The sequence below is a fragment of the uncultured Merdimonas sp. genome (assembly GCF_963929015.1).
Classification (GTDB): domain Bacteria; phylum Bacillota; class Clostridia; order Lachnospirales; family Lachnospiraceae; genus Merdimonas.
Genome location: NZ_CAWVHE010000003.1, coordinates 26,633 through 47,500 on the forward strand (window position 1 = coordinate 26,633; position 20,868 = coordinate 47,500).

General features: G+C 50.3%; 18 protein-coding genes, 1 tRNA gene, 1 pseudogene, 1 riboswitch and 1 other annotated feature. Of the genes and pseudogenes, 18 read left to right on the forward strand and 2 right to left on the reverse strand.

Features of this window, described 5'->3' with window-relative positions:
- The first annotated feature begins 178 nt into the window (after positions 1–178).
- The 4 genes from trkA to ABGT54_RS00875 are packed head-to-tail and all read left to right on the forward strand — an operon-like array spanning position 179 to position 5,566.
- Positions 179–1,537, forward strand: coding sequence for a Trk system potassium transporter TrkA (gene trkA, locus ABGT54_RS00860; RefSeq protein ID WP_346662424.1), 1,359 nt, complete (start codon positions 179–181; stop codon positions 1,535–1,537).
- A gap of 20 nt (positions 1,538–1,557) precedes the next feature.
- On the forward strand, positions 1,558–3,000 hold the full coding sequence (locus ABGT54_RS00865) for a TrkH family potassium uptake protein (RefSeq protein WP_346662425.1): 1,443 nt from the start codon (positions 1,558–1,560) through the stop codon (positions 2,998–3,000).
- Between the two features lie 12 nt (positions 3,001–3,012).
- Positions 3,013–4,632, forward strand: a complete 1,620-nt coding sequence (locus ABGT54_RS00870; RefSeq protein ID WP_346662426.1) for a CvpA family protein — start codon at positions 3,013–3,015, stop codon at positions 4,630–4,632.
- A gap of 1 nt (position 4,633) precedes the next feature.
- On the forward strand, positions 4,634–5,566 hold the full coding sequence (locus tag ABGT54_RS00875; protein WP_346662427.1) for an AEC family transporter: 933 nt from the start codon (positions 4,634–4,636) through the stop codon (positions 5,564–5,566).
- A 184-nt stretch (positions 5,567–5,750) separates the two neighbouring features.
- Here the strand turns inward: ABGT54_RS00875 and ABGT54_RS00880 are convergent, their stop codons facing one another.
- The gene (locus ABGT54_RS00880) at positions 5,751–6,173 is read right to left on the reverse strand and encodes a hypothetical protein (RefSeq protein WP_346662428.1); all 423 of its coding nucleotides are present in this window, start codon (positions 6,171–6,173) and stop codon (positions 5,751–5,753) included.
- Between the two features lie 184 nt (positions 6,174–6,357).
- Positions 6,358–6,586 (forward strand) — a binding site (T-box leader).
- A gap of 48 nt (positions 6,587–6,634) precedes the next feature.
- Here ABGT54_RS00880 and leuS point away from each other — a divergent pair.
- Positions 6,635–9,064, forward strand: a complete 2,430-nt coding sequence (gene leuS / locus ABGT54_RS00885; protein ID WP_346662429.1) for a leucine--tRNA ligase — start codon at positions 6,635–6,637, stop codon at positions 9,062–9,064.
- A gap of 145 nt (positions 9,065–9,209) precedes the next feature.
- Positions 9,210–9,761 (forward strand): VanZ family protein, encoded by a 552-nt coding sequence (locus ABGT54_RS00890; protein ID WP_346662430.1) that lies wholly within the window; start codon positions 9,210–9,212, stop codon positions 9,759–9,761.
- Positions 9,762–9,975: 214 nt separating this feature from the next.
- On the opposite strand, the gene ABGT54_RS00895 is transcribed toward ABGT54_RS00890, so the two are convergent.
- Positions 9,976–11,325: a DNA methylase gene (locus ABGT54_RS00895; protein WP_346662431.1), complete on the reverse strand. Its 1,350-nt coding sequence runs from the start codon at positions 11,323–11,325 to the stop codon at positions 9,976–9,978.
- Positions 11,326–11,510: 185 nt separating this feature from the next.
- Positions 11,511–11,629: riboswitch (FMN riboswitch) on the forward strand.
- Positions 11,630–11,766: 137 nt separating this feature from the next.
- Between ABGT54_RS00895 and ABGT54_RS00900 the strand changes: the two genes are divergently transcribed.
- The 12 genes and pseudogenes from ABGT54_RS00900 (at position 11,767) to ABGT54_RS00955 (ending at position 20,773) form a co-directional block, all read left to right on the forward strand.
- The gene (locus ABGT54_RS00900) at positions 11,767–12,393 is read left to right on the forward strand and encodes an ECF transporter S component (protein ID WP_346662432.1); all 627 of its coding nucleotides are present in this window, start codon (positions 11,767–11,769) and stop codon (positions 12,391–12,393) included.
- 305 nt (positions 12,394–12,698) lie between these two features.
- Entirely contained in the window at positions 12,699–14,348 is a 1,650-nt protein-coding gene (locus ABGT54_RS00905; protein ID WP_346662433.1) for a phosphotransferase, read from the forward strand.
- A gap of 1 nt (position 14,349) precedes the next feature.
- Positions 14,350–14,850, forward strand: coding sequence for a YcxB family protein (locus ABGT54_RS00910; RefSeq protein WP_346662434.1), 501 nt, complete (start codon positions 14,350–14,352; stop codon positions 14,848–14,850).
- A gap of 28 nt (positions 14,851–14,878) precedes the next feature.
- The gene (gene tsaE, locus ABGT54_RS00915; protein ID WP_346662435.1) at positions 14,879–15,304 is read left to right on the forward strand and encodes a tRNA (adenosine(37)-N6)-threonylcarbamoyltransferase complex ATPase subunit type 1 TsaE; all 426 of its coding nucleotides are present in this window, start codon (positions 14,879–14,881) and stop codon (positions 15,302–15,304) included.
- Positions 15,292–16,038, forward strand: coding sequence for a tRNA (adenosine(37)-N6)-threonylcarbamoyltransferase complex dimerization subunit type 1 TsaB (tsaB, locus tag ABGT54_RS00920; RefSeq protein ID WP_346662436.1), 747 nt, complete (start codon positions 15,292–15,294; stop codon positions 16,036–16,038). Before tsaE ends, tsaB begins: the two co-directional genes overlap by 13 nt.
- Positions 16,019–17,041 (forward strand): annotated as a pseudogene (locus ABGT54_RS00925) (low specificity L-threonine aldolase); the annotation flags it as partial. The gene tsaB and the pseudogene ABGT54_RS00925, both read left to right, overlap by 20 nt.
- Positions 17,042–17,095: 54 nt before the next feature.
- Complete coding sequence (gene rimI, locus ABGT54_RS00930; protein WP_346662906.1) at positions 17,096–17,497, forward strand: ribosomal protein S18-alanine N-acetyltransferase; 402 nt, start codon at positions 17,096–17,098, stop codon at positions 17,495–17,497.
- A 129-nt stretch (positions 17,498–17,626) separates the two neighbouring features.
- Positions 17,627–17,860, forward strand: coding sequence for a hypothetical protein (locus ABGT54_RS00935; protein ID WP_346662437.1), 234 nt, complete (start codon positions 17,627–17,629; stop codon positions 17,858–17,860).
- A 7-nt stretch (positions 17,861–17,867) separates the two neighbouring features.
- Complete coding sequence (locus tag ABGT54_RS00940) at positions 17,868–18,776, forward strand: ribonuclease Z (protein WP_346662438.1); 909 nt, start codon at positions 17,868–17,870, stop codon at positions 18,774–18,776.
- Between the two features lie 21 nt (positions 18,777–18,797).
- Positions 18,798–19,826: a tRNA (adenosine(37)-N6)-threonylcarbamoyltransferase complex transferase subunit TsaD gene (gene tsaD, locus ABGT54_RS00945; RefSeq protein WP_346662439.1), complete on the forward strand. Its 1,029-nt coding sequence runs from the start codon at positions 18,798–18,800 to the stop codon at positions 19,824–19,826.
- 18 nt (positions 19,827–19,844) lie between these two features.
- Complete coding sequence (gene ispD, locus ABGT54_RS00950; protein ID WP_346662440.1) at positions 19,845–20,576, forward strand: 2-C-methyl-D-erythritol 4-phosphate cytidylyltransferase; 732 nt, start codon at positions 19,845–19,847, stop codon at positions 20,574–20,576.
- A 111-nt stretch (positions 20,577–20,687) separates the two neighbouring features.
- Positions 20,688–20,773, forward strand: a tRNA-Ser gene (locus tag ABGT54_RS00955).
- Positions 20,774–20,868 lie beyond the last annotated feature (95 nt).

Sequence of the window (20,868 nt, forward strand, 5' to 3'; positions counted from 1 at the left end):
GATTTTTAGCAAAAAATTAATATTAAGAAGAAAAGCCCTTTGGGGCTTTTTTTCTTGAAACAAAAGTGCTATAATCTCTATACTGTGGGGCCGGAAACGGATCTGTCTGGAACAGATTTCGTTTTTTGCCCCGCATTATCATTACAATTATTTGGCAAAAGAGGTTAAAAGAGAGAAAATGAAAATTGTAATTATTGGAGACGGAAAGGTCGGGCATAAACTGACAGCCCAGTTATCAGAAGAGGGTTATGATCTGACGCTGATCGACCAGAATGAAGGCAAGCTTCAGGAGACCCTGAATCAGCTGGATATTTTCTGTATCACCGGAAATGGTGTGGACATCGAAGTGCAGAGACAGGCAGATGTTCCTCACGCGGATCTGGTGATCGCATGTGCGTCTACCGATGAGTTGAATATGCTTTCCTGCCTGATCGCAAAACGGCTGGGGGCGAAGCATACCATTGCCAGGGTGCGTAATCCGCTGTATTACCGGCAGATCGGCATCCTGAAGGAGGATCTCCACCTGAGTATGGCGGTCAATCCGGAACTGGCCGCAGCCAATGAGGCTGCCAGAGTATTACTGTTTCCGGAGACCAGCAAGGTGGAGACATTTATGAAAGGAAAGATGGAGCTGGTAGAGTATAAGCTGCAGGAAGACAGCCATATCGTGGGCATGACGCTGGCAGATCTCTACCGGAAGTACCAGATCAAACTGCTGATATGTGCGGTGAAGCGCGCAGATGACATTTATATCCCGGATGGAAGTTTTGTCCTGCAGGCCGGAGATAAGATGCACATCGCAGCAGGACACCAGGATCTGGAGAGCTTTTTCAAGGCTCTGGGAAAGAAGAACCGGAAAGTTCGCAAAGTGCTGATCTGCGGCGGCGGCCACATGTGTTATTATCTGGCGGCGCAGCTTCTGCAGGCGGGAATGCAGGTGCGGATCATTGAGAAGAAAAAGGAACGCTGCGAAGAGTTGTGCGAACTTTTGCCGCGGGCTACAGTGATCCACGGAGACGCCACGGATCAGGAACTTCTGATCGAAGAAGGACTGGAAGAGTGCAATGCCCTGGTGGCGCTTACCGGAATGGACGAGGAAAACATCATCCTGTCCCTGTTTGCAAAGACCAGAGGAGTGCCGAAGATTATCGCAAAAGTCAATGAAGATTCCAGGGCGCAGATGGTGGAAGACATGGGCATTGACAGTATCATTTCTGCCAAGAGCGCAACAGCGGATGAGATCATGAGTTATGTAGTTGCCCGCAACAATTCTTATGCCAGCGCTAATGTGGAAGCTATGTACCAGCTGCTGGGCGGCAGGGTAAAAGCCATGGAATTTATTATAAGGAAGGAATGTGAGATCACCAATGTGCCTCTGAAAGACCTTCCCACAAAGAAAAATTATCTGATCGCCTGCATTGGAAGAAAGCGCAAGATTATTATCCCCAACGGAAATGACCATCTGGAAGTGGGGGACAGCGTTGTAGTTGTGACGACCAATCAGATGATCAATCAGTTCAGTGACATACTTGCATAGAGGAGACCGGGAGAAAAGTAATGAATACGAAAATGATACGATACATATTGGCCAAGATGCTGGGAGTAGAAGCGCTGTTGCTTCTGCTTCCTGCGTTTGTCTCTTTGCTTTACAGGGAGACGGAAGGCATTTATTTTCTGATCCCGGCGGCAGTGCTTGCAGTGATCTATCTGCTGGCAGGAAGAAAGAAGCCGAAACAGTCGGACATCTATGGAAAAGAAGGAATGGTAGTCGTTGCATGCGCCTGGATCCTGTGGTCCATGTTCGGCGCGCTGCCATTTACACTTTCCGGCTGCATTCCCAATTATATCGACGCCCTCTTTGAAACGGTGTCCGGATTTACTACGACTGGATCCACCATCCTTGTGGATGTGGAAGCGCTGCCACAGGGCATGCTGTTCTGGCGGAGCTTTACCCACTGGGTAGGCGGCATGGGAGTGCTGGTGTTTGTTATGGTGCTGACATCTTTTGACAAGAACTCCATGGTGCTGATGCGGGCAGAGGTGCCCGGACCGGAGAAGGATAAGCTGGCGCCGAAAATGAAGACCAATGCCAGGATTCTTTATGGCATGTATCTGGGACTTAGCATTATCCAGGTGGTTTTACTCCTTTTTGGCGGCATGAATCTGTTTGACAGTCTTATCCATACATTTGGAACAGCCGGAACAGGAGGATTCTCCAATTATGCGGTCAGCGTGGCGCATTTTGACAGCGCCTATATTGACGCAGTGATCACCATATTTATGATCCTGTTTGGCGTCAATTTCAGCCTGTATTATCTTCTGCTTTTGCGGGAGTTTAAGCCGGTGTGGAAAAATGAAGAGCTGCGGACATATCTGGGGATCATCCTTGCGTCGGCGCTGATCATTACCGTAAATATTAATTATATCTACGGGAATCCGGTAACCTCTTTCCGCTATGCGATTTTCCAGGTGGCGTCTATTATCACCACCACTGGATATGCTACGGCCAATTATGTAGAGTGGCCGTGGCTGTCCCAGACCATTCTGATGTTCCTGATGGTAGTGGGTGCCTGTGCTTCTTCTACCGGCGGCGGTATCAAGGTGTCCCGCCTCATTATGGCGGTGAAAGGGATCAAGCGGGAAGTCATGCAGCTGATCCACCCCAAATCAGTCAATATTATCCGGGTCAACGGTAAGAAAGTAAGCGGAGATGTGGTGCGGGTAGTATTTGTGTTCCTGGCTGCCTATGCATTGATCTTTATGCTGTCGGTGATCGTGGTGTCGGCCGATAACTTTGATTTTACCACAACATTTTCTGCAGTTCTTACGACCATTGGAAACGTAGGACCCGGAATGGAGCTGGTAGGGCCTCTGGGAAGCTTTGCGGAGTTTTCCTGGCTGTCCAAGCTGGTGTTCTGTTTTGATATGCTGGCGGGACGACTGGAGATCTTCCCCTTCCTGCTGCTTTTTACCATTCCTTTCCGCAGAAATAAGTTTTAGACGGAGGTTTTCATGAAAGGGAAAAAGAAACTACTGATCGCGCTGATCGTGCTTCTGGCGGCAGGCATCTATTATTACGCTGCTCTGCCGGCAGTCAATCTGCATTCATCTGAGACCTGGTTTGGCGTGCTGATCCTGCTGGTGGTCCTGGCGGCTCTTTATATAGGAAGAAAGCGGCCTGATGTGACAGAACTCCGGCACAATAAGGTGTTAAAAGGATTCGGGGTCATGATCCTGGGTCTTGGTGTTATTTATCTGGTGGGAACTCTTTTGTCTTCCCCTATCGTCAATGCGAAGAAATACCAGCAGCTGATGACAGTGGAAGAAGGGGAGTTTACAGAGGATATCGAAGAACTTCCTTATGAGAAGATCCCTATTCTGGACCGGGATACAGCGGTGATCTTAGGAGACCGGAAGATGGGAAGCATGGTAGATATGGTGTCTCAGTTTGATGTGGATGATATCTACAGCCAGATTAATTATCAGGATCGTCCCTACCGGGTAACGCCTCTTAAGTATGCCAGCATCATCAAGTGGTTTACCAACCGCTCGGAAGGGATCCCTGCCTATATCCGGATCAACATGGCGGATCAGACCACTGAGCTGGTGCAGCTTGAGGAAGGGATCAAATATACTACCAGCGAGCATTTTAACCGGAATATTTACCGGCATCTTCGGTTCGCTCATCCGACATACATTTACGGGGAATTAAGTTTTGAGATTGATGAAGAAGGCGTTCCGTACTGGATCGCTCCGGTGAAGAAGTTTAACATCGGATTGTTCGGCGGGGAGACGGTAGGAAAAGTGGTGATCTGTAATGCAGTCACCGGTGAGATGACTACTTATGAGATTGAAGATGTGCCACAGTGGGTAGACCGGGCCTATTCTGCAGATCTTCTGGTGCAGCTCTTTGATTACTATGGAACGCTGAAACACGGATTTTTAAACAGTGTGCTTAGCCAGAAGGACTGCCTGAAGACTACGGACGGTTATAATTATCTGGCGCTGGATGACGATGTGTGGATGTACACCGGCGTGACCAGTGTGAATCAGGATCAGTCGAATGTGGGATTTGTCCTTTCCAACCAGAGGACCATGGAGACCAGATATTATGAGGTGGAAGGCGCCACAGAAGCGGCCGCCATGTCGTCTGCGGAAGGTCAGGTGCAGAACCTGCAGTATAAGGCGACCTTCCCGCTGCTTTTAAATATTTCCGATGAACCTACTTATCTGCTGTCTTTGAAAGACTCGGCCGGTCTGGTGAAAAAATATGCCATGGTCAATGTACAGCAGTACCAGATCGTGGCGATCGGCGACAGTATCAGTCAGTGTGAGGACAATTATCTGGAGCTGCTGCTTGGCAATGGCATCAAGGAAGTGGAGCAGGATACCCGGGAAGAAGAGACGCTGACCGGCAAAGTCACAAAAGTCGCACAGGCGGTTCTGGAAGGATCTTCCCATTATTATCTGATGGTGGAAGGTTCGGACGCTATCTTTGACGTGCCGGTGGCAGAATTTATTGACGTGATCCGTGTGGAGCCGGGCATGGAAATAACGCTGGAATATAAAGAAGGAAAGAAAACCAATACGGTGACTGCCCTGGAATTGCCCACGGCAGAAGCGGGGTTATAGTATGGAATTAAGTCTTTTGCTGGGGGAACAGATCGTCGTCATCTTTTTGATGATGGCGATCGGGTATGTAATCGTAAAAACTGGATTTTTTCAGGTGGAGGACAGTAAAGTTCTGTCCAATCTGGTGATCTATATCTGTTTTCCCTGCGTGATGATAGACTCATTTCAGATCGAGCTTACACAGCGGACGGCGGCAGGACTTGCGATCGCAGTAGTCGCGGCTGCGGCGGCCCATATTTTCATGATCGTGGTAGTGTGGCTTTTGGGAAAGCCTCTGGGATTTAACCGTATCGAAAAGGTGTCTATTATTTATACCAATGCAGGATATCTGGTGATCCCTCTGGTCAGCGCGGTGTTGGGAGAAGAATGGGTCTTCTATACCACTGCGTTTCTGCTGGTACAGAATATCCTGACCTGGACCCACTGCGTCAGCGTGCTGAAAGGAAAGCAGGAGACAGATATCAAAAGCATTCTTTTGAATCCGAATATGATCGCTCTGGCCATCGGCCTTCTGCTTTTTATCGGCGGGATCCGGCTGCCGCTGATCCTGGACACCTGTGTGGCCGGATTCAGTAACGTGGTGACGCCTACCAGTATGCTGGTGATCGGTATGGTGATCGGAGATGTAGATCTGAAATGGGTGTTCCGGCAGAAACGTCCCTATCTGATCTGCCTGATCCGTCTGGTGCTGATCCCTGTCATATTTGCCATAGGTCTGGGATTTGTCGGAAGGATGATCCCTCATGCGGACACTGAGTATATCCTGATGATCGTGCTGATCGCAGTGGCAGCTCCGGTGGCGGCCATGATCACTCAGCTGGCACAGGTTTACGACCAGGATGTGCGATATGCGAGTGTGATCAATGTGATGTCGGTGGTATTCTGTATTGTCACCATGCCGCTGACCGTATTGGTGTATGAGATGATTCTCTAAAACGAGCTGAAAAATTTGTTTACGGTGTATAAAAAACCGCCAGGCTTATCCGCCTGGCGGTTTCTGGTATTGGTGACAGGCCAAAGTCCGGACTTGCCGGAACCCTGGCGACCACTTGCAATCCCGGAAGGCGCGCTGTGACGCTTCCGGTGACTGGTCTCTTCCTGGTGTCAGAGAGTGTCTCCTAATTCAGATAGCAGCAACCTTCGCCGATCACGCCTTCTACTTCGGATTTTTCAGCGCTTACGCTTACATAGAAGTCGATGCCGCATTCTTTGGAAATGTCTTTCAGAGCAGCGATCACTGCGGGAAGATTCTGAATACTGATATTAGCGTGTTTCAGGATGCCATCGATAAATACACATTCGATATCGTGGTTGGAACTGTACATTCCATATAAAAAGCCAATGTAATTGTCCGTGTTCTTGATGGCCGGAAGGTCGTCCATGCAGATGGTGCGGATATTGAAGTCTACACTCGTGGTATCACGGTGAGTTTTTTTGATAAATACAACGTTTCCGTTGCACTTCTTTGCCGCTTCATTGGCCTTTTCAATCATGATCTGTGTTTTTCCTGTGCCTTTCGGGCCTGTTAATAAATTTACCATGGTAAACACTCTCCTTTATGTATCTTATTTACTGAAAACCTCAGTACGATTAACTTATATCCATTATACACGAAAGCGGGGTATGGAACAACCAGAAAATGTGTTTTCCATCAGATTACCCGGGTGAAAATATTGCTTGACTTATTTTAATGTTCTTCTTATAATAAGTAAGAAATCTTAAAAAGAAAAGACGAAGAAGAGGAATAGTAAGAGCCTGTCGTTTTCAGAGAGCTGCCGGGTGGTGCGAGGCAGTAAGCGTAATCTCCCAACTGGCCTCGGAGTTCTTCTGCTGAACCGTGCAGTAAGTAGGCAGAAGCGGGACTTCCCGTTACAGGAGGCAACGAGTGCATATGGGCGATCCGTCCATGTGAAAAAGAGTGGTACCACGGAAATTAAGCCTTTTCGTCTCTTCAGAGATGGAAAGGCTTTTCATATGTCATCAGAAAGTGAGGAGTGAAACAATGTCAAAAGTACCTTATAACCATAAGGCAATCGAGAAAAAATGGCATGACATCTGGGAAAAGAACCCGGTCAACACCAAAGTAGATGAAAATGGAAACAAAAAAGAGAAGTATTACTGTCTGGATATGTTCCCGTATCCTTCTGGCAACGGTCTTCATGTAGGACACTGGAGAGGTTATGTGATCTCCGATGTCTGGAGTCGTTATAAGCTGCAGCAGGGCTACTATCTGATCCACCCCATGGGATGGGATGCGTTCGGTCTTCCGGCAGAGAACTACGCCATCAAGATGGGCGTGCACCCGGCTGTTTCCACGGCTGAGAATATTAAGCACATCAAAGAGCAGATCAACCAGATCGCGGCTCTCTATGACTGGGACCGCGAGGTCAACACCACAGATCCGGACTATTATAAATGGACCCAGTGGATTTTTGTAAAAATGTTTAAGGAAGGCCTTGCCTATGAGAAGGAATTTCCGATCAACTGGTGCCCGTCCTGTAAGACCGGCCTTGCCAATGAAGAGGTTGTAAATGGAAAATGCGAACGCTGCGGCGCTGAGGTGACCAAGAAGAATCTGCGCCAGTGGATGCTGAAGATCACCGCATACGCAGAACGTCTCCTCCAGGATCTGGATAAGCTGGACTGGCCGGAGAAGGTAAAGAAGATGCAGACCGACTGGATCGGTAAATCTTACGGCGCCGAGGTGGATTTCCCCATCGAAGGAAGAGATGAGAAGATCACGGTCTACACCACCAGACCGGACACTCTTCACGGTGCTACCTTTATGGTGCTGGCGCCGGAGCATGAACTGGCAAAAGAGCTGGCTACAGATGAGACAAAAGAAGCGGTAGAAAAATACATTTATGAAGCATCCATGAAGTCTAACGTAGACCGGATGCAGGATAAGGAAAAGACCGGTGTGTTTACCGGAAGCTATGCCATCAATCCGATCAACGGCAAGAAGGTGCCGATCTGGCTGTCTGATTATGTACTGGCTGATTATGGTACCGGAGCCATCATGTGCGTGCCTGCCCATGACGACCGTGACTTTGAGTTTGCGACAAAGTTCGGCATTCCGATCGTTCAGGTCATCGCAAAGGACGGCAAAGAGATTGAAAATATGACCGAAGCTTACACCGAAGCGTCCGGGATCATGATTAATTCCGGTGAATGGAACGGAATGGAATCTTCTGTCTTGAAAAAAGAAGGCCCTCATATTATTGAGGAAAAAGGGATCGGACGTGCGACTGTCAACTACAAGCTGCGCGACTGGGTATTCTCCCGGCAGAGATACTGGGGAGAGCCAATCCCGATCATCCACTGTCCGCATTGCGGCAATGTGCCGGTGCCGGAAGAGGAACTGCCGCTTCGCCTGCCGGAGGTAGAGTCCTACGAGCCTACCGGAACCGGAGAATCTCCGCTGGCAGCCATCGACGACTGGGTAAACTGCAAATGTCCGGTCTGCGGGGCGGACGCCAAACGGGAGACCAACACCATGCCCCAGTGGGCAGGATCTTCCTGGTACTTCCTGCGTTATGTGGACAATCACAATGACAAAGAACTGGTATCCAGAGAAAAAGCAGACGAGATGCTGCCGGTAGATATGTACATCGGCGGCGTGGAGCATGCGGTGCTTCATCTGCTGTACGCAAGATTTTACACCAAATTCCTGTGCGATATCGGTGTGGTAGACTTTGACGAGCCTTTCCACAAGCTGTTCAACCAGGGAATGATCACCGGAAAGAACGGCATTAAGATGAGTAAATCCAAAGGGAATGTGGTTTCTCCGGACGATCTGGTCAGAGACTACGGATGCGACTCTCTTAGAATGTATGAGCTGTTCGTAGGACCGCCGGAGCTGGATGCAGAGTGGGACGACCGGGGAATCGACGGCGTCAACCGTTTCCTGAAACGTCTGTGGAATCTGGTACAGGACAGCAAAGAAGTCGATGTCAAGGCAACCAAAGAGATGATCAAGGAACGCCACAGACTGGTATACGACATTACCACCCGTCTGGAAAGCTTCAGCCTGAATACGGCTATCTCCGGATTCATGGAGCATAACAATAACCTGATCGAGATTGCCAAGAAAGAAGGCGGGATCGATAAAGAAACCCTGTCCACCATGGCAGTGCTGCTGTCGCCGTTTGCGCCGCACATCGCAGAAGAGATCTGGGAGCAGCTGGGACACGAAGGCAGTGTATTCCGCGCTGGATGGCCCACCTACGATGAGGAAGCCATGAAGGATGACGAGGTAGAAGTGCCGGTACAGATCAACGGCAAGACCAGAGCCGTTATCTCTATTTCCGCGGACATTTCCAAGGAAGACGCCATTGCAGCCGGAAAAGCGGCGATCGCGGATAAGCTCACCGGAAATGTGATCAAAGAAATCTATGTACCGAAGAAGATTATCAATATTGTTATGAAATAGTCCGGACCGATTGTGTCAGGGGAAATTTCAGAAATAGAAAAGTGGCAGCTGCCGGGAATATGTGCCAGTACAGGGATACAGCACGGCTTCCCGGCAGTTTGGCATTTTTTCTGGGAGTAAACAAAACGAAAGGGGAGTGATCCGGGTGACAGGGAAGGAGCTTCTGACCGCTCTGGCTTCAAAAGCGGTCTGGTTTCTTGGTCTTTATATAGAGAAATATAAAGCGTTGCTGATTTTTATTGCGGCGTTTGTTGTTTTGTATCTTTTTTTCATGCACTGGCTGGACATTCGTTTCCTCAATCGTCTCAGACAGCCGGCGGCGCTGGTAAGTCTTTTGGTGGAGCTGGCAGGGATCTTATGGTTTACGCTTTTGTTTCGGGAAACCGGGGCGGACAGGCGGTATGAGCTGGAACTTTTCTGGTCATATAAATCCTGGATCTTTGGGAAAAGTGTGGTGATGGGGATGGAAATTCTGAATAATATCCTGCTCTTTTTCCCTCTGGGATTCGTGATTACGGATGCTTTGCGAAAGTGTCCGTTTTGGGCGGCGTTTCTTATTGCAGGTATGGTTAGCGGAATGGTGGAGTTCAGTCAATATTATTTTCGGCTGGGGCTGTTTGAATTTGACGATATTTTCAATAACGTACTGGGCGCGCTGGCCGGCTGGTGTGTATTTCATCTTCTGCGCCGGCTTTGATATTTTCGGCCTCGATTATTTTCTCAAACCCTGTCAGGGCGGCAAAGGGCGCAAAGATCTTGGCCCGGTCCGCCACCGGCATGCGGGGATGACGGAGCCGGGACTGTGGGCTGTCCGGCCTTGATTTGTGGATAATGTCGCTGTAAATAAGGGCGGCTTTCGCCGGGGGAGCTTTCATTATAGATGCCTTCTTTCTGTTTTGGGAATGTGCCGTTCAGGCACGATGGCCGCCAATCTGCCGGTTTCGTTCCCGGGCGGTCGCCCCGTCCTGCAGACTGGTGCCTTTAAAAATCGCATTTTTTCCGTATTTTTTCTTAATCTCCAGCGTGATGCGCTGAAGATTTTTTTCTTTTTCCAGCTGTCCGGGATCAGAAAACAGATCATACTGCTGATAACTGTCCGGGACAATACGGTTGGCGGTAATGGTAATCCGGCGGATGGAAAGTTCCGGATCAATAATCTGGTCGTAGAGTGCAAGGACTGCCTGCCGGATCTTCTGGGAACTGGCTGTGGGGGTCCCCAAATTGGCGGTTCCATGGGCTGGCTGCGGGTTGCCCCGGCCGGAGCGTTCATAACCGATGTGAAGGGTGATGGAGTCAGTGGCAGCTTCCCGTTCTGTCAGCTTCAGGATTAGTTCGTCGGTCATTTCCAGGACGATGATCCGGGCTTTGGCGCAGGGATAAGGCTGTTGGAGTACCTGGCCGCTGCCCAGAGAATTGCTGCCTGGGCGGTAGCGTTTGATGTCAGCCATGGTGCAGGGTTCCAGCCCCCAGGCGTGGTCAATGAGAAGTTCGGCGTCAATGCCGAAAGTCCGGTAGAGCCATTCTTCTTGTGTGAGGGAGGCCCGGGCCAGATCTCCCATGGTAAAGATACGCCGTTTTTCCAGTGCGCCGGCAGTGCCCTGTCCGATCCGCCAAAAGTCTGTGAGAGGCCGGTGGTCCCAGAGCAGGTAGCGGTAGGACATTTCATCCAGCTCGCCGATCCGCACTCCGTCTGCGTCTGCAGGAGCATGTTTGGCCATGATATCCATGGCGATCTTGCAGAGATAGAGGTTAGGACCGATGCCGGCAGTGGCGGTGATGCCGGTGGTGTGAAGCACATCCTTTATCATTGTCCTGGCCAGCTGACGGGCGCCCATCTGGTAGAGGGAAAGATAGCGGCTTACATCCAGAAAACATTCATCAATGGAGTAAACATGAATATCCTCGGCGCTGACGTATTTGAGATAAACGGCGTAGATCCGTCCGGAATACTGCATGTAGAGGGCCATTCGCGGAGGGGCGGTGATGTAAGGTACGGTTTTGCCGGTCTGCTTTTTCACCCTTTCCAGTGCCTGTTGCACTTCAAAGAGCCGGCTGCGTCCTGACAGGCCGTACTTTTTCAGGGAAGGAGAGACTGCCAGGCAGATGGTTTTTTCTGTGCGGGAGGGGTCTGCCACCACCAGATTGGTAGTCAGTGGATCCAGACCCCGTTCTACACATTCTACGGAGGCATAAAAGCTTTTCAGGTCAATGGCCATATAAGTAGAGGCCGGACGGTTCGGAGCGGTTGCTGTGTGCTTCATGGATGCGATTCCTTTCTTTGAAGTGGGGCAAAAGTATTTTTCCGGATTTAGTGTGCCTCGTTATAACCAGTATAATACAAAAGAATCAAAAAAGCAAACATATGTTCGGAAAAATGGATTTGTGATATTGAAAAAATTCTTGAAATCAATATTGCAAGGAGTTATAATAATTTTTGTAAAAAAAGAAACTTCTTCGGGGTCGGGTGAAAGTCCCAACCGGCGGTAGAGTCCGCGACCCGCATTTTGCGGCTGATCCGGTGTGATTCCGGAACCGACAGTACAGTCTGGATGAGAGAAGAGTGATGTGATTGCAGGATTCAAAAGATCCGGCCCCGGTATGACAGATGCCGGGGCCGTTTTTATGATAGCGACGATCCACAGTTCCGGGAAGGTTTTCTTTCTGACAGAAGAGTAAAGAGAACAAAAAGGAGAGGAAGAAATATGAGTACAGAAGCAGTAAAACGAGCAAATGCAGGATCCAGGAACCGGGTAAGAAAGATGGCCCAGGTGGGCATGTTGTCCGCGATTGCGGTGGTGCTGATGCTGTTTGAGATCCCGCTGCCGTTTGCCCCCACGTTTTATGAGATTGATTTCAGTGAAGTGCCGGTTATGGTGGGATGTTTTGCCATGGGGCCGCTGGCAGGCGTAGCCATTGAATTTTTGAAAATTCTTTTAAACTTTGCCGTAAATGGAACGACGACAGCGGGAGTGGGTGAAGTTGCCAATTTCCTGATCGGCTGTTCGCTGGTGGTTCCGGCGGCGCTGATTTACCGATATAAGAAAACCAGGACAGGGGCGATCCTTGGCATGGCAGCCGGAACCGTATTTATGACGGTGGTGGGATGCTTCCTGAATGCATTTGTGTTGCTGCCTACCTATGCGGTAGCCTTTGGGATGCCGATTGACGGGCTGGTTGAGATGGGAACTGCAGTCAACGGGGCGATCACAAGCCTTGGCACCTTCGTGCTTTTTGCAGTGGCGCCGTTTAATCTGTTAAAAGGAGTGCTGGTCTCTTTGATCGTATTTCTGATCTACAAGAAGATCAGTCCGGTTCTGAAGATGCACTAGCAGAGTGCGTTTATAAATAAGGCCATTCTCTCACCAGGAGCGGCAGTGCGAAGAGATCCGCGTTGCCGTTCCTTTTTTATTGTTTTTTTCCCTGCGCGCGTGGTATAATGATTGCACATAAGTGCAATCAGGCCCAATTGTATTGGGCCGCCCCGCTGCGCGGGGATTCTACCGGCAAGCCACGGCTTGGGAAGTAAATGCCGCCTGCGGCGTCGCTTCCTTCCCTGCGCTTGTGGTATAATGATTGCACATAAGTGCAATCCGGTATGTGGTTGTGGTTTAGAAATGAAGTTGAGGGAGAACAGATGAAAAGTTTATTGATTTTAGGCGCCGGCGGACTTGGACATATGATCAGGGAGACCGCTCTGGAGCTTGGATATGAAAAGGTATCGTTTCTGGATGATGCGGCAAAAGATCCGGAAGTAGTAGGAAAGAGCTGTGATTATCAGGCATTTCTTGGAGAATATGAAAGTGCGGTTGCAGCGCTGGGAGATAACGGTATGCGGCTGTACTGGACTGAGAGACTGATGGAGGCGGGATATCAGGTGCCGGCCATCATCCATCCGTCGGCGGTGGTGAGCAAAAGTGCGGCGATCGGACAGGGAAGCTTCGTGCTGCACCGGGCGGTAGTAAATACGCACACGGTAGTGGAGCACGGGGTGCTGATCAACAGCGGCGCGGTGATCGATCATGATTCTTATATTGCAAGCGGGGCGCACATTGGCCTTGGCAGCGTGGTGAAGTCTAATTGCACCATCGCCTCCAAGCGCAAAGTGGAAGCAGGAGAGGTGATCTTTTCTACCCGCAGAAAGATTGACGGCGTCAGTGACCGGAACCTGGAGGATGCCATCTATGCCTTTGGATTTGGCCCGCGGTGCAGCTATGTAAAGCCTTTTGGGGCAGGGCATATCAATGAGACCTACGCGGTGTATATGCCGTCTCAGGAAGGGGAGGATCAGCTGGCCTATGTGCTTCAGCGGGTCAACAGCAATGTGTTTAAGGATCCGGCAGGGGTGATGGACAATATTTTCGGCGTGACCGAGTACATGCGCGGTGTGATCCGCAGAGAAGGGGGAGATCCGGACCGGGAGACCCTTTCCTATATTAAGACGAAGAGCGGACTGAATTATTTTGAGGACAGTGAGGGAGAGCCCTGGAGATGCTATAACTTTATTCCGGATTCCGAGTGCTATCAGTTGGTGGAAAATCCGGGGCAGCTCTATGAGGCGGGGAATAGTTTCGGACATTTTTTGAAACAGCTGATCGCATATCCGGCTTCGGAATTAAAAGAGACGATCCCGGATTTTCATCATACGGCAAAACGCTATGAAGCGTTCCAAAAAGCAGTGGACCGGGATTTGAAGAACAGAGTTTATACCTGCAAACCGGAGGTTGCATTTGTAAAGGCAAGAAAAGAAGACTGCAGCGTGCTGGTGCGCCAGCAGGAAGAGGGAAAGCTTCCTCTGCGGGTGACGCACAATGATACCAAGCTGAATAATATTTTGTTTGACAGTGAGACGGGAAAAGGATTGTGCATTATCGATCTGGATACCATTATGCCAGGGCTTGCGGCCAATGATTTTGGAGATTCCATCCGGTCCGGAGCGACCACCGGGGCAGAAGATGAGAAAAATCTGGATCTGGTGCATTTTGATCTGGATCTGTATGAAGCTTATGTTAAGGGATATCTGGAGGCTGCGGGAGAAGTGCTGACGCCCGAGGAGGTGGAGAGTCTTCCCTGGGGCGCAAGGCTCATGACACTGGAATGTGGCATGCGCTTTCTCACGGATTATCTGGAGGGCGACACTTATTTTAAGACTGCATATCCGGAACATAATCTGGTGCGTGCCCGCACCCAGTTTCGCCTGGTGGAAGAGATGGAGCAGCAGTTTGAAAGGATGCAGGAACTGGCAAGACAGTATGCCGGAGCCTATTTAACCGGAAGGGAGGCGTAACATGCCGGTAGAAGTAAAGGTAAAAATGAATGTGGACAACATGACGGATTTTATGTTTTATCACATTTATTCCGGCTCTCCGGGGAGAGTGGCCGTAGGTCTTGGAGCGCTGAACGTGGGATTTGCCGTGGCGTTTTTTATGAGGAAGGATTATCCTATGATGGGGCTGTTCCTGGTGTTTGCGGCGCTGATCCTGGGAGCATTTCCCCTTTATATCCGCAGAAGAGTGGCAAAACAGATGGAAAAATCGGACGATCTTGTGCTGGAAGTGTGCTATAAGTTTGATGAAGAGGGCATTGAGACCATTACTTCTTATGACAGTGGAAAAGCGGAGTGGGACGTGTTTCAGAAGGCAGTTCTGACCAGAAAGAATCTGATCATATATGACGGGGAAAAACGGGCGGTGATCCTGCCGGTGGATCAGATCGGAGAAAAAAAGGAAGAAATCCTTGCATTGATCCGGAAGTTTATGCCGCCGTCAGCGGTGAAGATCCGGACATAGTTTGGCGAAAGATGTGGAGAGATCGGGAATGGTGACAGAGACATATCAGGAAAAAGAGACATATGAGCTTGGCAGGCGAATGGGAGAAAAAGCACAGGCCGGCCAGGTGTTTACGCTGATCGGTGATCTCGGCGTGGGAAAGACAGTGTTTACCAAGGGCTTTGCAGCAGGGCTTGGAGTGACAGAACCGGTCAGCAGCCCCACATTTACGATCGTACAGGTATATGAGGAAGGGCGTCTGCCCTTCTATCATTTTGATGTTTACCGGATCGGGGATGTGGAAGAGATGGAAGAGATCGGCTATGAGGATTATATTTACGGAGACGGGGTGTGCCTGATCGAGTGGGCAGACCTGATCCGGGAAATCCTGCCGGAACATTATACAGAAGTAACGATCGAAAAAGAGGCAGAAAAAGGATTTGATTATCGGAGGATCAGTATATGCGAATATTAGCCTTGGACAGCTCGGGCCTGGTGGCCGGAGTGGCTGTGGTGGAAAGCGCGGAAGACGGCGCAGATGCAAAGACCATCGCAGAATATACGGTGAATTATAAGAAGACGCATTCTCAGACGCTGCTGCCGATGCTGGATGAGGTGGCAAAGATGACGGAGCTGGATCTTGCGTCCATTGACGCTGTCGCAGTGGCGGCGGGACCGGGATCTTTTACAGGGCTTCGCATCGGCTCTGCCACGGCCAAAGGACTGGGGCTTGCCCTTGCTAAGCCGCTGGTGCCGGTGCCCACGTTGGAGGGGCTGGCTTATAATCTTTGTGGTGTGGGCGGGATCATCTGTCCTGTGATGGATGCCCGAAGAGGGCAGGTTTACACCGGGATTTACCGATTTCCGGACGGGGAACGGCTGGAAGTTGTGGAAGATCAGATGGCAGTCAGTATCGAAGAACTGGCGGAAAAGCTGCAGCACTACGGGGAAGAAGTGACATTTCTGGGAGATGGCGTGCCGGTGTTTCGCAGGCGGCTGGAAGAAGAGCTCCTGAAAGGAGAAAAGATCCGGTTTGCCCCGGCTCATATGAACCGGCAGAGGGCCGCCTCTGTGGGGGCGCTGGCGCTGCGGTATTATGCGGAAGGAAAGACAGAGACGGCGGCGCAGCACAGACCTGATTATCTGCGGGTATCCCAGGCAGAGAGGGAGAGAAAGGAGCGGATGGAACATGATACAGTTTCAATGTGATTATACGGAAGGAGCTCATCCAAAGATTATGGATCGGCTTTTGGAGACGAATCTGGAGCAGACGATCGGTTATGGAGAGGATGGATACTGCGAACATGCAAGAGCCCTGATCCGCCAGGCCTGCCAGGCGCCGGAGGCGGATGTACAGTTCCTGGTGGGCGGCACTCAGACCAATTTTACAGTGATCAGTTCCATTTTACGGCCTTATCAGGGTGTTTTGTCTGCAGAGAGCGGACACATCAATGTGCATGAAACGGGCGCTGTGGAGGCGACCGGACACAAGGTGCTGACTCTTCCCAGTGCGGATGGAAAGATCCGTGCTTCACAGATCCGGAAGGCTTTGGAAAGCCACTGGAAGGATGGCAGCAGAGAACATATCGTGCAGCCGGGAATGGTGTATATTTCTCATCCCACAGAAAACGGGACGCTGTATACCAAAGAAGAACTAAAATCGCTATATCAGACCTGCCGGAGTCTCGGACTTCCGCTTTTCCTGGACGGGGCAAGACTGGGCTATGGCCTGATGTCGGAAGCTTCGGATCTGTCGCTGCCGGATATCGCGCAGTATACAGACGTTTTCTATATCGGCGGAACCAAGGTGGGGGCGTTGTTTGGAGAAGCGGTGGTGATCACAGATCCGGCCATTGCCAAAGATTTCCGCTATATGATCAAGCAGAAAGGGGCCATGCTGGCGAAGGGAAGGCTTCTGGGACTTCAGTTTGAAACGCTATTTACCGACGGACTCTATTTTCAGATTGCCGATCATGCGGACCGGATGGCGATGAAATTAAAAGCGGCTTTCCTCAAAAAGGGATATCCGCTGTTGTTCGATTCTTATACAAACCAGCAGTTCCCGGTGATCCCAAACGCACATCTGGGACGGCTGAAGGAAAAATATGTCTATAATTTCTGGGAGAGGGTAGACAGAACCCATTCGGCAGTGCGGTTCTGCACCAGCTGGGCGACAAAAGAAGAGTCTGTTGACGCTCTGATCCGGGATCTTGCGGATCTGGATGAGCTGGAGATCGGCTATGCAGGAAAGGAAGAGGTTCCCAAGATCGCCAGGCTTGAGCAGGAGATATTCCCGGATGCCTGGAGCGAATCTTCTCTTGCCAAGACTCTGGATCAGAAGAGTACGGCCGTGATCACAGCGAAAAAAGACGGGGAACTTCTGGGTTATCTTGTCGCTTCTCTGGTGCCGGAAGAAGGAGAGATCTTGCGGATCGCCGTCAGAAAAGAGAGCCGCAGGCAGGGGGTGGCCGGCCATATGCTTCTGGAACTGGAAAATGTCTGTGAAGAGATGGGCGTAACGAAGCTTATGCTGGAAGTGCGGGAAAGCAACCAGGATGCCGTTTCTTTCTACCAGGAGAAAGGGTTTGTAAAGGATGGGCTGCGGAAAAATTATTATGCAGATCCGGCTGAGGATGCGGTGCTGATGAGCAGAGTTCTTGGAAAATAGACGGAAAGAATGAAAGAGAACTGGAAATGCTGACAGCAGTTTCCACTAGGAATCCGGCAGTTGCGGAGGATATAATAAAGGCGTGGCAGGACGAATGAAAAAAGAAAAAGAGTTACAGGAGGAATGCATATGCGCCAATATTGTACAGAACAAAGACAGACAGAAAAACTGGAAAAGATTATTTGCAATAAATGTGGAAAAGAGATACCGGTGATCGGCGGGATCCCTGCAGAAGATGTGCTGGAAGTGGAAAAGCGATGGGGTTATCACTCCAGGAAGGACAATCGGGTGGATTGTTTTGATCTCTGTGAGGACTGCTATGACGAGCTGGTATCCGGATTTCAAATTCAGATAGAGGATTGATACAAGAATGTTAGACGTATGTTTACTGGGCACAGGCGGCATGATGCCGTTGCCCTACCGCTGGCTGACCTCTTTGCTGGTCAGATATAACGGAAGCAGTCTTTTGATCGACTGCGGAGAAGGGACGCAGATTGCTATCAAGGAAAAGGGATGGAGTTTTAAGCCCATTGATGTGATCTGTTTTACCCATTATCACGGCGACCACATCAGTGGCCTGCCGGGGCTTTTGCTTACCATGGGAAATGCGGACCGCACTGAGCCTCTGACGCTGATCGGGCCAAGGGGGCTGGAGCGGGTGGTGAACGCGCTTCGGGTCATTGCGCCGGAGCTGCCGTTTGCGATTAAGTATGTAGAGATTACGGAGCCGGAGCAGACCTTTGAGATGAATGGCTATCGGCTGAAAGCTTTCCGGGTGAACCACAACGTACTCTGCTATGGCTACAGTCTGGAGGTGGACCGGGCCGGGAAGTTTGACGTGGAGCGGGCAAACGCTGCCCAGATCCCGCAGAAATACTGGGGGATCCTGCAAAAGGGAGAAACGGTGGAAGAAGAAGGCCGGGTCTATACTCCGGATATGGTGCTGGGCCCTCAGAGAAAAGGGCTGAAGATTACTTATTGTACAGACACCAGGCCCACAGATTCGATCCGGGAAAATGCGAAGGGAGCGGATCTGTTTATCTGCGAAGGCATGTATGGAGAAAAGGATAAGCAGAAAAAGGCCAGAGAATATAAGCACATGACTTTCTATGAGGCGGCAGAGATTGCGAGGGACGCCGATGTGGGGGAAATGTGGCTGACCCATTACAGTCCTTCCCTGACTCATCCGGAGGAGTTTATGGATGAGGTCCGGGCAATTTTTCCCAGATCTGTTGCGGCGAAAGACCGGCGCAGCAAAGAACTGGTATTTGAGGATTAAGAGAAAGGCGGATGTCATAAGATGAACCAGGAAAAAGATGTTCTGATCCTTGCGATCGAGAGTTCCTGCGATGAGACGGCGGCAGCTGTAGTGAAAAACGGAAGAGAAGTGTGCTCCAATGTGATCTCTTCCCAGATTGCTCTGCATACGTTATATGGAGGAGTGGTGCCGGAGATAGCCTCCAGAAAACATATTGAGAAGATCAACCAGGTGATCCAGGCGGCGCTTGACGAGGCCGGAGTGACCCTTGCGGATATCACGGCCATTGGCGTGACGTATGGTCCGGGACTTGTGGGCGCGCTTCTGGTGGGTGTTGCGGAGGCCAAAGCCATTGCTTATGCAGCCGGAAAGCCGCTGGTGGGAGTGCATCACATTGAGGGCCATATTGCAGCTAATTTTATTGAGCATAAAGAGCTGGAGCCGCCCTTTTTTTCACTGGTGGTGTCCGGCGGGCATACCCATCTGGTGCGGGTGAAGGATTACGGAAAGTTTGATATTATTGGAAGAACCAGAGATGACGCGGCGGGAGAGGCGTTCGACAAGGTCGCAAGAGCGATTGGCCTTGGGTATCCCGGAGGCCCCAAGATCGATAAGGTGGCAAAGGAGGGAAATCCTGACGCCATTGCATTTCCACGGGCGCATGTGGAGGACGCGCCCTATGATTTCAGCTTCAGCGGCCTCAAATCAGCAGTTTTAAATTATATCAACGGCTGTCGTATGAAAGGGGAGGAGTACTGCCAGGCGGATGTGGCGGCTTCGTTTCAGAAGGCCGTGACCGATGTGCTGGTGACAAATGCCATGCACGCAGTGGAAGAGTATCAGGTAGACAAATTTGCTCTGGCCGGCGGCGTGGCTTCTAATTCTGCGCTCAGGAAAGCTATGAAAGAAGCGTGCGAAGAACGGGGTGTTGCATTTTACTATCCATCCCCGGTCTATTGCACAGACAATGCTGCCATGATTGGCGTGGCGGCGTACTATGAGTATTTGAACGGAACCAGAAGCGGATGGGATCTGAATGCGGTCCCGAATCTGAAGCTGGGCGAGAGATAGCAGAAAGAGAGGCGGCATATGGAGAAAAAACACGGAACAGCCATTGTGCTGGCGGCAGGACAGGGGAAACGTATGGGGACTTCTGTGCAGAAACAATATATTGAACTTTTCCAGCGTCCGCTGATCTTCTATACCCTACAGACCTTTGAAGACTCTCGGGTGATTGATGATATCATTCTGGTGGTGGGCCCGGGGCAGGAAGACTATGTCTATCAGGAAATCGTCCGGAAATATTATTTTACCAAAGTAAAAGCCATTGTTCCCGGAGGAAATGAAAGGTATGACTCGGTGTGGAACGGCTTAAAAGTATTAAAGAACGGCGCGCTGGGAGAAGAGGCAAAGAAAGGCTATGTCTTTATCCACGATGGAGCCAGAATGTTTGTGGATGAGGAAATCCTTAGAAGGGGCTATGCGACGGTGGAAAAGTATCGTGCCTGCGTAGCCGGTATGCCAAGCAAAGATACGGTAAAACTGACGGACGAACAGGGGTTTGCCAAAGAGACTCCGGACCGGAAATATGTGTGGTCGGTGCAGACACCCCAGGTATTTGAGGCGGAACTGATCACAGAGGCGTACAGAAAACTGATGGAGCAGGAAGAGATCCACGTTACGGACGATGCTATGGTGGTGGAGCAGATGACAGATATCCCGGTTCGCCTGTTTGAAGGGTCTTACCGGAACATTAAGATTACTACGCCGGAAGACCTGGAGATTGCCAGAGTTTTTCTGCGCGCTGGTATAGAAAAATAAACATTTCGGGAATAAAAAGGGATAAAAAGGGAAATAGAAACTGGTGGTTGACGTCCAAAACCAAGTGTGATAAAATATCAATTGCCGTCAGAAGGCGGCATCATGGAAGATGGAGAGGTATCGAAGTGGTCATAACGAGGCGGTCTTGAAAACCGTTTGTCCGCAAGGGCGCGTGGGTTCGAATCCCACCCTCTCCGTTTGAAGAAAAAGACAGATCTGCGGATCTGTCTTTTTTTGATGATGTTAGGAATTTTCTTGCCGTGTTCTGCAAACTATTTTATAATCGAATTAT